Source organism: Mesorhizobium sp. B2-8-3, assembly GCF_006440815.1.
Lineage (GTDB): Bacteria > Pseudomonadota > Alphaproteobacteria > Rhizobiales > Rhizobiaceae > Mesorhizobium.
On sequence record NZ_VFTW01000014.1, the window covers coordinates 1 to 12,888 of the forward strand.

At 64.2% G+C, this 12,888-nt stretch carries 14 protein-coding genes; 8 read left to right on the top strand and 6 right to left on the bottom strand.

What is annotated here, in order from left to right; genetic code table 11:
• Together FJ418_RS19825 and FJ418_RS19830 are read left to right on the top strand one after the other, a co-directional pair.
• The coding region (locus FJ418_RS19825; protein ID WP_140868462.1) for a transposase at positions 1-375 on the top strand (375 nt) is incomplete at its 5' end.
• Between the two features lie 171 nt (positions 376-546).
• Positions 547-972, top strand: coding sequence for a GNAT family N-acetyltransferase (locus FJ418_RS19830; protein ID WP_140868465.1), 426 nt, complete (start codon positions 547-549; stop codon positions 970-972).
• Here the strand turns inward: FJ418_RS19830 and FJ418_RS19835 are convergent, their stop codons facing one another.
• The gene (locus FJ418_RS19835; protein ID WP_140868468.1) at positions 973-2,088 is read right to left on the bottom strand and encodes an anhydro-N-acetylmuramic acid kinase; all 1,116 of its coding nucleotides are present in this window, start codon (positions 2,086-2,088) and stop codon (positions 973-975) included.
• 189 nt (positions 2,089-2,277) lie between these two features.
• Between FJ418_RS19835 and FJ418_RS19840 the strand changes: the two genes are divergently transcribed.
• The 5 genes from FJ418_RS19840 (at position 2,278) to FJ418_RS19860 (ending at position 7,436) form a co-directional block, all read left to right on the top strand.
• The gene (locus FJ418_RS19840) at positions 2,278-2,967 is read left to right on the top strand and encodes an SDR family NAD(P)-dependent oxidoreductase (RefSeq protein ID WP_140868470.1); all 690 of its coding nucleotides are present in this window, start codon (positions 2,278-2,280) and stop codon (positions 2,965-2,967) included.
• Between the two features lie 200 nt (positions 2,968-3,167).
• The gene (locus tag FJ418_RS19845) at positions 3,168-4,004 is read left to right on the top strand and encodes a transporter substrate-binding domain-containing protein (protein ID WP_181167001.1); all 837 of its coding nucleotides are present in this window, start codon (positions 3,168-3,170) and stop codon (positions 4,002-4,004) included.
• 2 nt (positions 4,005-4,006) lie between these two features.
• On the top strand, positions 4,007-5,371 hold the full coding sequence (locus FJ418_RS19850; RefSeq protein WP_140868473.1) for a cation:dicarboxylase symporter family transporter: 1,365 nt from the start codon (positions 4,007-4,009) through the stop codon (positions 5,369-5,371).
• Positions 5,368-6,162 (top strand): amino acid racemase, encoded by a 795-nt coding sequence (locus tag FJ418_RS19855; RefSeq protein WP_140868476.1) that lies wholly within the window; start codon positions 5,368-5,370, stop codon positions 6,160-6,162. Before FJ418_RS19850 ends, FJ418_RS19855 begins: the two co-directional genes overlap by 4 nt.
• A gap of 254 nt (positions 6,163-6,416) precedes the next feature.
• Positions 6,417-7,436: an isopenicillin N synthase family oxygenase gene (locus tag FJ418_RS19860; protein WP_140868479.1), complete on the top strand. Its 1,020-nt coding sequence runs from the start codon at positions 6,417-6,419 to the stop codon at positions 7,434-7,436.
• Between the two features lie 219 nt (positions 7,437-7,655).
• On the opposite strand, the gene hpaH is transcribed toward FJ418_RS19860, so the two are convergent.
• The 5 genes from hpaH to FJ418_RS19885 are packed head-to-tail and all read right to left on the bottom strand — an operon-like array spanning position 7,656 to position 12,262.
• Entirely contained in the window at positions 7,656-8,459 is an 804-nt protein-coding gene (gene hpaH, locus FJ418_RS19865) for a 2-oxo-hept-4-ene-1,7-dioate hydratase (protein ID WP_181167002.1), read from the bottom strand.
• Complete coding sequence (locus FJ418_RS19870) at positions 8,456-9,331, bottom strand: fumarylacetoacetate hydrolase family protein (protein WP_140868482.1); 876 nt, start codon at positions 9,329-9,331, stop codon at positions 8,456-8,458. Before FJ418_RS19870 ends, hpaH begins: the two co-directional genes overlap by 4 nt.
• 12 nt (positions 9,332-9,343) lie before the next feature.
• On the bottom strand, positions 9,344-10,324 hold the full coding sequence (gene hpaD / locus FJ418_RS19875; RefSeq protein ID WP_140868485.1) for a 3,4-dihydroxyphenylacetate 2,3-dioxygenase: 981 nt from the start codon (positions 10,322-10,324) through the stop codon (positions 9,344-9,346).
• Positions 10,325-10,337: 13 nt separating this feature from the next.
• Complete coding sequence (gene hpaE, locus FJ418_RS19880; protein ID WP_140868488.1) at positions 10,338-11,855, bottom strand: 5-carboxymethyl-2-hydroxymuconate semialdehyde dehydrogenase; 1,518 nt, start codon at positions 11,853-11,855, stop codon at positions 10,338-10,340.
• A gap of 20 nt (positions 11,856-11,875) precedes the next feature.
• Positions 11,876-12,262, bottom strand: a complete 387-nt coding sequence (locus FJ418_RS19885; RefSeq protein WP_140868491.1) for a 5-carboxymethyl-2-hydroxymuconate Delta-isomerase — start codon at positions 12,260-12,262, stop codon at positions 11,876-11,878.
• A 221-nt stretch (positions 12,263-12,483) separates the two neighbouring features.
• On the opposite strand from FJ418_RS19885, the gene hpaR reads away from it, so the two are divergent.
• Positions 12,484-12,888, top strand: a complete 405-nt coding sequence (gene hpaR, locus FJ418_RS19890) for a homoprotocatechuate degradation operon regulator HpaR (protein ID WP_246677343.1) — start codon at positions 12,484-12,486, stop codon at positions 12,886-12,888.

The following is a 12,888-nucleotide window of genomic DNA, read 5'->3' on the forward strand; positions in this document are numbered from 1 at the left end:
GCACTGGCGTTGGTGGATCGATTGGGCGCCAAGCGGCGGATCACGCTCGGTGCGGACAAGGCCTACGACGCGCGCGAGTTTGTCGCCGCCCTGCGCAAGCGCAAGGTTACCCCACACATCGCCAGGCACGAGTATGTGGACAAGAACGGTATCCTGCGTCGAAGCGCTCTCGATGAGCGCACGACGAGGTATCCCGGCTATACGATCAGTCTGCGTATTCGTAAGCGGATCGAAGAGGTCTTCGGCTGGATCAAGACCACCGGAAGTCTTCGCAAAACGCGCCATCGAGGGACCGAGAAGGTGGATTGGACGTTCACCTTGACCGTCGCCGCCTACAACCTGGTCCGGCTGCCAAAGCTGATGGCCACGGCCTAACTGCGTGTGCAATCCGCCTCAAACCGGTGGATTGCGGCAAAACCGGCCGAAAGAGCCGGTACAATAACGCTCGGGTGAGCCGATTTTCGCATCAACCCAACGGGAAAGGGCCTAACCGCTCTGGTTTTCCGCAGCCTGCTAAGGCTGGCTTGCGAACCGGAGTCGCAGCCGATGAAGACGAGCCTCGAGATCACCGCCGAGCCCTTGCCGCAGGACCTCGCTTTCCTGAGCGGGAGCCTCACCGCCTTCAACGATGCGGATGTCGGCGCGTCAGGCAGGAAGCCGCTGGCGGTTATCGTGCGTGACGACCATGGTGTCATCGTCGCCGCCATTTCCGGCTACACCGCCTGGGGCTGGCTCTACGTGCAGTGGCTGTGGGTCGACGAAAGATTGCGCGGCCGGCGCACAGCCGCCGGCATGCTCGACGCCGCCGAACGGGAAGCCATCGCACGCGGTTGTCACGGTGCCTGGATCGACACCTTCAACCCGGTCGCCGAAAAGGTCTATCGGCGTCAGGGCTACCAGCCGTTCGGCACGCTGCCTGACTTCCCCATCGGCCGCAGCCGCATCTTCCTGCAGAAGAAGCTGCCGTCCTGATCAGCCAGCCAGCTTTCCGCCGCGCATCGGCGCGGGCGCGCCGGTGGTGCTTGGAAAGCTGATCGGCAGGCCGCGCAGCACGCGCACGGCGAGGAAAGCAAAGCACTCCGCCTCCACCGCGTCGCCCTTCCAGCCCAACGTCTCGGCCTGCGCGACCTCGACGCCGGCGCGGCTTTCGAGCATTGCCATCATCGTCGGATTGTGGCGGCCGCCGCCGCTGACCGCCAGCCGCTTCGGCCGGCGCGGCAACAGGTCGAGCGCCTTGCCGACGGCCGACACGGTGAAGGCCGTCAGCAATGCTGCGCCGTCCTCCGCGCCGAGCCCCTCGGCCATCGCCGCGGTGAAGTCGAAGCGGTCGAGCGATTTTGGATAGGGTTTGGTGAGATACGGATGCTGCAGCAGCTTGGCGAGCCGCTCCTCGTCGACCTTGCCGGCAGCCGCCAGCTTGCCGTCGCGGTCCATCTCGCCGAGGCCTTTCGACTTGATGAAATCGTTGACCGGCGCATTGGCCGGGCCGGTGTCGAAGGCGACGATATTGTCCTTGCCGTCCCACCAGGTGATGTTGCCGACACCGCCGAGATTGAGCACGGCGGTGTCGCCGCTGGCGTCCGCCTCTTTAAGCAACGCGGCATGATAGGCTGCGGCCAGAGGCGCGCCTTGTCCGCCAGCTGCGACATCGGCCGAGCGGAAATCATAGGCGACCCTGGTGCCGAGCAGCGAGGCCATCAGCTCGCCGTCGCCGAGCTGGCGAGTCTTCCCGATCTTGCCCGGCTGCGGAGCGCGATGCAGCACAGTCTGGCCGTGGAAGCCGACGATGCCCACATCGGCCATGCTCATCCCCTGGCTCTCGACTAGGTCCCTGACCGCAGCGGACTGCGCGCGCGTCAGCGCCTCCTCGGCTTCGCGAAAGATCGCCGGCTCCGGTCCCTCGAAATTCCAGGCGCGCGCCTGGCGCAGCGTCTCTTCGAGCAAGGTGCGGATCGACTGCGGGTAGGGGGCCAGCGTGTACGTGCCGGTGTCGGCGATGCGCTCGCCATCGGTCTTGATCAGCGTCACGTCGATATTGCCGTCGAGCACCGTGCCGGTCATCAGGCCTACGGCCCAGATTGGTTCCATGGTCGTTCCTCGAATCGCCCTTCACCCACGTGTCGGATGGATCAGCCCCGCAGGCAAGTCTTTCGCCGCGCCCTTCCAGGTCGCCTTTTGCGCCAAATGGCGAAAATCGAGCAGCCACGTTCTTGCCTCTTGGCGCCAAAGGCGCGAGCCTGCGGGTTCGACATCGAGGTACCTCAAGGAGGAAACGTCATGGCAGCCAATGTTGCGGTGATCGCGGGCGCCGGCTCCGGGCTAAGCGCCTCGCTGGCGCGGCTTCTAGCCAAGGAGGGATTCCGCGTCGTCCTTGCCGCGCGTAACGTCGACAAGTTAGCGGCGCTGGTCAAGGAAACCGGCGCCCAAGCCGTCGAAACCGACGTGTCGGACGCCGCTTCCGTCGAGCGCCTGTTCGAGGCGGCCGACAAGGAAGGCCCGCTCGAAATTGCCGTCTTCAACGCCAGCGGCCGCACGCGCGGCCCGATCGCCGAGCTCGATCCCGAGGCGGTCAAGCAAGCCCTGCTCGTCGGCGCCTATGGCGGCTTCCTGGTCGGCCAGCAAGCGGCGCGCCGGCTTCTGGCACGTGGTTCCGGCTCGATCCTGTTCACCGGCGCCACGGCGAGCCTCAAGGGCTTCCCCGGTTCTGCCGGTTTCGCCATGCCGAAATTCGGCCTGCGCGGACTGGCGCAATCGATGGCACGCGAGCTCGGCCCGAAGAACATCCATGTCGCGCATTTCATCATCGACGGCCAGATCGAGCCGGCCGGACAGGCGCCCGAGTCCGACCGGCCGGATCGTCGCCTCTCGCCCGATGCGATCGCCGAGACCTATCTCGCCGTCCATCGCCAGCATCGCAGCGCGTGGAGCTTCGAGGTCGAGTTGAGGCCGTGGGTCGAGACGTTCTGACGACCCATTGCGCGAAACGTACAGTAACACACCTCGATGCTGCTCATTATTTTAGAAAGTATGCATATTTCCTGACGCCGTTTTAGCGGTCTGCAATGTAAAAAAGCGCAAAATAAAATATACCTTTACTTAACTTCGGCATGCATACTGCGCGTTGTCAGATCTGTTGTCCGGCTCTCCTGCACGAATTGAGAATGGGCATGCCGCTTACACGTCGCACGCTGTTTGCAGCCGGAGGCGGAGGGCTGCTCATTGCGCAGGCGCAAGCCGCGGCCACGCCGGCCCAGGCGCAAGACGTTCCAAAACCCATCGTCAGCGACAACAAGCTGCGCATCGCCATGCCGGCCTTCGCGTCCGATCCGTTCTTTCCGGCCGACGGCTCCGGTGACAAGGGCATCGACATGGACCTGGCGCGCGGCATAGCCGCGGAGCTTGGCGTCGAACCGGTGTTCGACCGGTCCGCCGTGACCTTCGACGCCATGGTGCAAAAGCTGACTTCCGGTGAGGCGGACCTGGCGATCGGCAAGTTGAGCCGCACCCTTCAGCGCGGTCGCTCGATCCTCTATTCCCGGCCCTACGCGATGCTGCACCAAGGGTTGCTCGCCAACCGCGTGAACCTGGCGCGCATCGCGCAAGGCGAGCCGCCTGAGCAGATCATCCGCGATTTCTCCGGCGATCTCGGCGTCATCGAAGGCTCGTCTTTCGCCACTTATGCGGCCACCACGTTCCCGCACGCGCAGATCCGACGCTTCGCGGGCTGGAATACGGTTGTCGATGCGATCCGCAACGGCGCGATCGACCTGGCCTATCGAGACGATTTCGAGATCAAGAAGCTGATGGTCGACGATCCGTCGATGACGGTCGTCGCGCGCTCGATCACGCTGACCGACAAGGTCGATACGATCGCGATCGGCATCAGTCCGGACAATCCGCATCTCGCGGCCTTCGTCGATCTCTATCTCGACCTGGCAAGGGGGCAGCAGGTCCTCAACACCGACGAGATCATCGCGCGCTACCGCCAGGGGAGCAAAGCCTGACAATGGCCGTCTCGGATGTAGCCGCACCCATGCCCTTCGATTGGCGCCTGGCGGCGAAGCGCATCCTGCGCTCGCCGGCGACGACGATCATAATGATCCTGGCCGGAATCCTGTGCGGCCTCTATTACCCGGCCTTCGCCCACGCGATCAGCCCCGTCGCGCAGATCTACCTGAATTTCCTCAAGATGGTCGTCCTGCCCTATCTGGTCTCGTCCGTCATCTTCTCCATCACTGCGATGGTCCAGGACCCGAAATCGGTCCGCTACCTCGGCAAGGTGGGCATAGCCGTGCTGGTCGTGTCGTTCCTCGCCGTGCTGGTGAGCGGCACCTATTCGCTGATACTCAAGCCCGGCCAGATCGAGAACCCGCAGTCGCGCATCGAGCTCGGCGAATTCATCAATTCGCAAGGCAGCGTATCCACCGATCTCGCATTTCCGTTCCAGCCGCCGCCGCTCACCGGGGATCTGAATGGCGGGCATTCGATCTTCATGGATCTGGTGCCGAACAACGTCTTCAACGCGCTGGCCTCGGGCCAGACCATCCAGGTCCTGTTGTTCTGCCTGCTTTTCGGTCTGGCGATGGGTAAGATCCCCCAGCCCTCGTCGCTCAGCCTGTCGCAGGCGCTCAACGCGGTGTACCGGGCGTGCACGGTGCTGACCAACTGGTTCGTCTGGGGATTGCCCTTTGCAACCTTCATCCTGATCGCCGACCAGACCGCGTCGACCGGCACCAAGCCGCTGATGCTGATGGGTGGCTATCTGCTGGTGATGGGTCTTTCCTGCCTGACATTTCTCGCCGGCGCGTTTGCAATTATCGCCATACGCTCGCGGCGGAGCTACTGGGCCACGATCAAGACCTGCCAACCGCTTCTGATGGTGGCCATCACCACGCGCTCCTCGGTCGCCTCGCTGCCCTGGGTCATCAACCTGTTGAGCGAGCGGCTGCGCTTCAGCCTGGTGGTCGTCGAGCTGCTCGTGCCGCTGCAGGCGGCATTGCTGCGAACGGGCCCGGCGCTGGTCTACACTTCGGGCGTCCTGTTCATCGCCCAGCTCTACGGCCATCAATTGGCGATGCCGGACCTCTTGCTTGTCGGTATCGTCTCCGCGCTTCTGGCGCTGACCACCGGCGGCATGGGCAGCCTGCTCATCCTGTCACAGATGTCCATCGTCTGCGGCTATCTGAAGCTTCCCTTCGAGGCGGCGTTCGCCCTGTTCGTCGCGGTCGACGCGGCTGTCGATACGTTCATGACGCTGTCCAGCGTCTGCACCGTGGCGGCGAGCACGGCGATGATCGCGCCCAGCCACAGGGAGGCGACACAATCTGAAGAACCCGTCGCGGACGAGCTCGAAGCCGAGCCCGTCCGATGATCGACGACAGCATCCGCCCCCAGCTTGGCATCATCGGCGGTCTCGGGCCGCTGGCATCGGCGGACTTCTACTTCAAGCTGACCCGGATGACCGAAGCGCTCGGCGACAATGAGCATGTGCCTTCCGTCATCCTCAGCGTGCCGCAACTGCCTGACAGGACCGAGGCGATCCTTGGCAATCATGACGGACCGCTGGCGCCGCTGCAGGCCGCGGTCTCGACGCTCAACGAGCTCGGCGTCGCCTGTATCGCCATGCCCTGCAACACCGCCCATCATTGGTACGATCGATTGGCGGCGAACTCGCGGGCCGAGATCATCCATATCGGCGACGCGGCGGTAGCGGAAATCCGTCGCGGCCTGGATCGCGGCAGGGTCGCGAATCTCGCAACCCGGGGCACGCTGGCCTCCGGCTTCTACCAGGACAGGGTATCGGCGGCGGGTTTCGAGCTTTGCCTTCCGCAAGGCACGGAGTTCCAGGAGCGCGTCGACAACGCCATCGGCCTCGTCAAGGCCGGCTCGATCGCGCAGGCCGCGACCGAGACCGAGCGGGGGCTTCATCTCGCGCAACTGGCTGGCGCCGATGCCGCACTTCTCGGCTGCACCGAACTGTCGGTGGTGGCGGCCAGCCTCGGCGATACGAACGGATTGATCGTCATCGACAGCAACGCCGCCCTGGCGCGGGCCAGCCTGACGCGATTGGGCTTCGGCATTCAGGAAGCGCGAGGCCTGCCGACGGTGCTGCGGCCAACGGCGCATGACCGGTTGCCCTGGCGCGCCGCGCAACGCGTCTGATGCGCGCTGCCGCCCGGTAGAAATGCCTGATTTGCGTCGGCCGAAGCCCATTTGAACGCGATTTGCCGCAAAACCCGGGAATTGAGCGCCGGCTTGCGCCGTTTGCAGTGAGATTGGTTGGTGCGTTTCTTCACCCGCAATGGCGCCCATGTCATCGTGCCGCGGGGGTCGCTAGAGCAATTCCAAGGAAAGTGTGCAGCGGTTTTCCGTCCGGAATTGCGAAAAACAAGAGTTACCGTAGGAGGAGCCTGTCCATGCCCAGAATAATTCCGGTGCTCGATCTCGATCGCTTGGAGCAGGGTCCGTCGGAGCTTCGAACTTTTCTGTTTGACTTGCGCACAGCCGCCCGCGACGTCGGCTTCTTCTATCTCACCGGCCACGGCATCACCCAACCGGAGGTCGATGCGGTGCTGGGCGCCGCCCGCCGCTTCTTCGCTCTGCCGGAGGCCGACAAGCTCGGCATCGAAATGGTGAAGTCGCCGCAGTTCCGTGGCTATACGCGCGCCGGCGGCGAGCTGACCAGAGGCAAGGCCGACTGGCGCGAGCAGCTCGACATCGGCGTCGAGCGTACGACCATTGCGCAGGGTCCGGGAGTGCCGGCCTGGACGCGGCTGCAGGGTCCGAACCAGTGGCCGGCCGCATTTCCCGATCTCAAGCCGGCGCTGCTCGCCTGGCAGGCAAAGGCGACCGACGTGGCGATCCGGCTGCTCAAGGCTTTCGCGGCGTCGCTCGACCAGCCGGAGGACGCTTTCGATCCGATCTATCGCGGCGAACCGAACCATCGCATGAAGATCGTGCGCTATCCCGGCCGCGACGCCACCGGCGACGACCAGGGCGTCGGCGCGCATAAGGACGGCGGGTTTCTCACGCTCTTGCTGCAGGACGAGAACAAGGGCCTGCAGGTCGAATATGACGGCAACTGGGTTGATGTCGACCCGATCCCGCAGACGCTTGTCGTCAACATCGGCGAACTGCTCGAACTCGCCTCGAACGGCTATCTCAGGGCTACCGTGCATCGCGTCGTCGCGCCGCCGGCCGGCGTCGAACGGATTTCGGTTCCGTTCTTCTTCAGCGCCCGGCTCGACGCCACGATCCCGCTTCTCGAGCTGCCCGAGGAATTGGCGGCCGAAGCGCGCGGCCCGGCTAGCGACCCTGACAATCCGCTCTTCCGCAACGTCGGGACCAATGTGCTGAAGAGCCGGCTGAGGTCACATCCCGACGTGGCGCGGCGTCATTATGCCGATCTGTTGGAAAAGACATCGGCCGCTGGCTGAAGATTTCGCGCAGTCGAGCGAGTTTTTTTCGCAATTTCGATCTTTTTTGGAATTCCGTTCGTGGAAAATGTGCCGCTCAGGCCCCAAATAAGGGTCATCGCTCGGTGTTTTCCTCCCATTGCGCCGGGCGATGTTCCCCTCTGAAGGTTATGACCTTCATGCTTGGCCGGGCCGCTTTCGCGCCCGGCCTTTTTCTTTCCTGTGCTGGGAAACGTCCGATCAGGCGAACGCGATGCGGATCGCACCAAAGGGGCCGAAATCCGAGACGATCCGGTCGCCATGTCTGCATTCGACCGGCCGGATGAAGGAGCCCGACAGCACGACCTGTCCGGTCTCGATCCGCATGCCGTACTGATGCAGCCGGTTGGCGAGCCAGACGATGCCCTTGGGTGGATGATCGAGCACGCCGGCGCCGAGCCCCGTTTCCTCCACCTCGCCGTTGCGCGACACGATGGCGCCGATCCAGCGCATATCCGCCTCGCGCGGGCCGGCCTTGCGGCCGCCGACGACGATGCCGGCATTGGCGGCATTGTCCGAGATCGTGTCGAAGAAGGTCCTGATCTTGCCCGTCTCCTTGTTCATCCGCTCGATGCGGGTGTCGAGGATTTCAAGCGCAGGCGTGATGTGATCGGTGGCGTCGAGCACATCGTCGATCGAGATGTCAGGACCAGCCAGAGGCGCCTTCATGACGAAGGCGATCTCGGCCTCGATACGCGGCTGGATGAAACGATCGGCCGGCACCGTGCCGCCGTCCTCGAAGAACATGTCGTCGAACAGGATCCCGGAATCGGGAATGTCGATGCTGAGCGCCGACTGCATCGCCTTCGAGGTCAGGCCGATCTTCCAGCCCTTGATCGTCAGTCCCGATGCGGCCTTCCGCTTCACCAGCGCCGCCTGCACGCGATAGGCGTCGTCCATCGTCGCTTGAGGAAAATCGAGGCTGAGCAGCCTGATCTGCCGGCGGTCGCGCTCGGCTTCGAACAGCCTGCGGGCGGCGTCCTCGACTTGGCTTTCCGTCATCATCGGCCGGTTCCCTCGTCGACGACGCCGTTGCGAAGCTGCCCGATGCCGTCGGCCTCGACCTCGACCACATCGCCCGGCTTCAGCCAGACCGGCGGGTCGAAGCGGGCGCCGGCGCCCGTTGGCGTGCCGGTGACGATGACATCGCCCGGCACCAGCGTGGTGAAGGTCGAGATGTAATTGATGATCTTGGCGAACGAAAAGATCATGCGCCCAGTGCGGTCCTGCTGGCGCAGCTCGCCGTTGACGCGGGTGGTCAGCGAAATGTCGGCGATCTGCGCTTCGTCGATGAACGGCACCAGCCAGGGACCGATCGAGCCGGTCCGGTCGAAATTCTTGCCTTGGGTGACGTTGAACTTGGCGTGACGCACCCAGTCGCGGATCGTGCCTTCGTTGCACAGCGAGAGCGCCGCGATATGGCCGAGCGCATCGGCTTCGGCGATGCGTCGCCCGCCCTTGCCGATGACGACGACGACCTCGCCCTCATAGTCGAGCTGTGGTGATTCCGGTGGCCGCACCAACGGCGCGCCATGGCCGACGAAGGAACGCGGGAAGCGGATGAACAGCGACGGGTTCGAAGGCGCCGCCTGCCCGTCCTTGTACTCCTCGTTGCGGTCCGGATAGTTGACGCCGACGCAGATGATCTTTTCAGGTGAGGGGATCGGGATTTCGTAGGCGATGTCCTTGACGCTGAAATCGGCTGCTAGACCCTCGGCCTCTTCGGCGAGTTTGCCGAGAGCGCCGGCCTCGATCACTTCGCGCAGCGTCGGCCATTCGGGATGACGCGCCGAGAGGTCGACGACACCCTTGTCGGTGATGGCGCCGTAGCGTGTCTTGCCGCCGGCGGTGAAGGTGGCGAGGCGTCCCGCGCTCATGCTGATGCTCCGTTAGGGCGCCACGATCGGCGAGGCCGCCAGATCGGACTTGCGCGGCTCGACACCCGCGAAAACGCTGCCTTCCTCGAACCAGCTTCGCGGCGCCGGCGCGCCCCACAGCGTCTGGCGCTGCGGGTCCTTGAGGTCCCATCTGATCGGCTCGAGATCGGGATCGACCGTCTGGTAGTCCGAGCAATAGATCTCGATGCGATGGTTGTCCGGATCGCGGATGTAGAGGAAGAAGGCGTTGGAGATGCCGTGCCGTCCCGGGCCGCGCTCGATATTGCCGACATAGCCCGTGGTCGCCATCAGGTCGAGCAGGTCGATGATGTTGAGCGGCGTCGGCACCCAGAAGGCGACATGGTGCAGGCGCGGACCGAGGCCGTTGGTGAAGGCGATGTCATGCACGCCGCCCTTGCGGTGCGTCCAGGCGGCCCACAGCTTTCCGGTCTCGGCGTCCTCCGTATACTCGGTCACGCGGAAGCCGAGCTCGTTGTAGAAGGCAACCGATTCATCGACATTCGGCGAGAAGCAGTTGAAGTGGTCGATGCGCAGCGGCTTCACGCCCTTGTAAAGCGCGTATTTCTGGTGGATCGGCGGCAGCCGCTCCATCTTCGAATAGAATTCGAGCGGGATGCCGTGCGGGTCGCGGGTGCGGAAGGTGCGCGACTGGTAGGGCCGCTCGACCCACTCCACCGGCAGGCCCTTGGCTTTGAAGAAATGCTCGGCCTTGTCGAGGTCCTTGTCGGAGAAGACCTTGAAGCCGAGCTCGCGCGCTTCCGGCGCCGTCGCCTTGCGCAGCACGATGCAGTGATGGCCACGCTCTTCCATGGCCCGCAGATAGATGGCGCCGCTGGTCTCGTCCGTCACCTGCAGGCCGAGCGTGTCGACATAGAAGGCGCGGGATTTCGCAAGGTCGGTGACGGCGAGCTCGACATGGCTGAGCCGCACGATGTTGAAGGCGGGGTAGAGATTGGGTTGGGGCAGGGCCATCATGTGTCTCCGGTCAGCCGCCGAGCTTCTGGATCGAATGCGGCGCCGTGGCGAACGCAATGTTCTTGGTTTCCATGTAGAAGTCGAACGACCAGTCGCCGCCGTCGCGGCCGATGCCGGAGCTCTTGACGCCGCCGAACGGCGTCGGCAGATGCCGCACATTCTCCGAATTCACCCAGATCATGCCGGCGTCGAGCGCGTCGGTGAAGCGCAGCGCGCGGGTGACGTCGGAGGTCCATAAATAGCCGGTGAGCCCATATTGCGTGTCGTTGGCGAGAGCCAGCGCATCGGCCTCGTCCTTGAACGGGATCGCCGTCAGCACCGGCCCGAAGATTTCCTCCTGGGCGATGCGCATCTTGTTGGTGGCGCCGACGAACAATGTCGGGCTGACATAGCAGCCGCCGCCCGGGCCGGCGAACTTGCCGCCGCCGACGGCGACCACCGCGCCCTCCGATTTGCCGATCTCGATATAGGAGAGCACCTTTTCCTCATGCACCGGATGGATCAGCGGGCCTACCACCGTCTCGGGATCCAGCGGATGACCGATTTTGATGCGCTTTGCCTTCTCCGACACCAGTTCGGTGAATTTGTCGTGCACCGAAGCCTCGACCAAGAGGCGCGAGGACGAGGTGCAGCGTTCGCCGTTCAGCGAATAGATCATGAAGACGGCGGCGTCCACGGCCCGTTCCAGGTCGGCGTCGGCGAAGACGATGACCGGGTTCTTGCCGCCGAGCTCGAAATGCACGCGCTTCAGCGTTTCGGCGCCCTGCTTCATGATCATCGAGCCGGTGCGGCTTTCGCCCACGAAGCCGATCGCCTTGATGTCGGGGTGCTCGGTCAGCGCCCGGCCGGCATCCTCGCCGAAGCCGTTGACCAGATTCCACACGCCCCTGGGCAGGCCGGCTTCCTCCGCGATCTCGACCAGCAGCCGGGCGGTAAGCGGCGACAGCTCGGCCGGCTTGTGCACCACCGTGCAACCGGCGGCCAAGGCCGGCGCGATCTTCCAGGTCGACAGCATGAAGGGCGTGTTCCACGGCGTGATCACGCCGACCGGGCCGATCGGCACGCGCGTCGTCAGATTGAGCTGATTCGGCGCTCTCAGCGAGCGGCCGTCACGCGCTTCCGGCGCGCGGTCGGCATAGAAGCGGAAATTCTCGGCGCCGCGCAGCGCTGCCTTGGCCATGAATTTCAGCGACTGGCCGGTGTCCATGCATTCGACAAAGGCGATCTCTTCGGCACGCGCGACGATGGCGTCGGCTATTCTATGCAGCAGCTTCTTGCGTGCGTCGCCGGGGATCGCCGCCCAGTCCTTGAAGGCAGCCTTGGCCGCTCTTGCCGCGCGGTCGATGTCGGCGGCCTTGCCGCGTGCCACGGTGGCAATCGGCTTGAGGTCGACGGGCGAAAGCGTCTCGAAGGTCGAGCCGTCCGCGGCAGGCACCGCTTCGCCGCCGATCTGGTTGAGCACGCCGTCCTTCCGGAAGCGTTCCAGATAGGCCTCGGCCTTTCTCAGATTGTCGTCCAGTGCCGCCATGATTTCTTTCCCGTTCTAGATCACTTGCCACGCAGGCGCGGATGGATGGCGTTCTTCTTCCAGCTCAGTTCGGCGTCGATCTCGCGGATCTCCAGCGACAGTGCGAAATGCGACGTGGCGAACAGTGACGAGAGATAATCGGTGACAGCTGCGAAGATCGCCTCGCCGGCGCTTTTCTTTTCCGCCGCGCTGCGCTCCTTGCCGATGCGGAAATTCATGTCGATGAAGCCGTTCTCCGGCAGCCGGTCGGCAATCGCGTAGGCTTCGGCGCGGAACGCGCGGACCCTGACCGCGCCAGGTTCGAACAAACCCGTTTCCAGGATGGTGCGCGACACCAGCGCGCAAAGCTCGCCCATGTCGACCTTCGCGTCGAGATTGGCCGAATATTCGATCGCCATATGGGGCAAGGTTTCCTCCACCTTGTAGTTAACATGTGAATTACATCTTGACGACCGAATGTCAAGCGTCGTTCTCTGCGCGGATGCAGCTTCCGGGTGGGATTGCCGCCCTCGGCAAAATCGCGGATATAGCTGCGATCCGGGCCCTAATCTTTGTTGCGAGTCGTACTGGACTGGAATTTTTCGGAGACTTGATTTTGCTACCGCCCAGCACCCGCCGCTCCTTGCCCATGGCTCTGCTTCGCGCCCGCGAAGTGATCATGGCGCATTTCCGGCCGATGCTCGCACGCCACGATATCACCGAGCAGCAATGGCGCGTGCTGCGCGTTCTCGCCGAAACCGGGCCGCTGGAGGCGACTGAGCTCGCCAGCCGCGCCTCGATCCTGCCGCCGAGCCTCACCCGCATCATCAAGGCGATGGAAGAGCGGGAGTTCATCACCCGCAACAAGGTCAAGGATGACGGCCGCCGCGCCTTGCTCGCCATCAGCCCGGCCGGCGTGGCCTTGATCGAGGAACTGGCGCCCGAGCGGGTCGCCATCTACGACGCCATCGAGAAGCGCTACGGCGCCGAAGAGCACGAGCGCTTGCTGGACATGCTGGAGAGCCTGATCCAGTCGGAGTCGGTGGACGGCTGA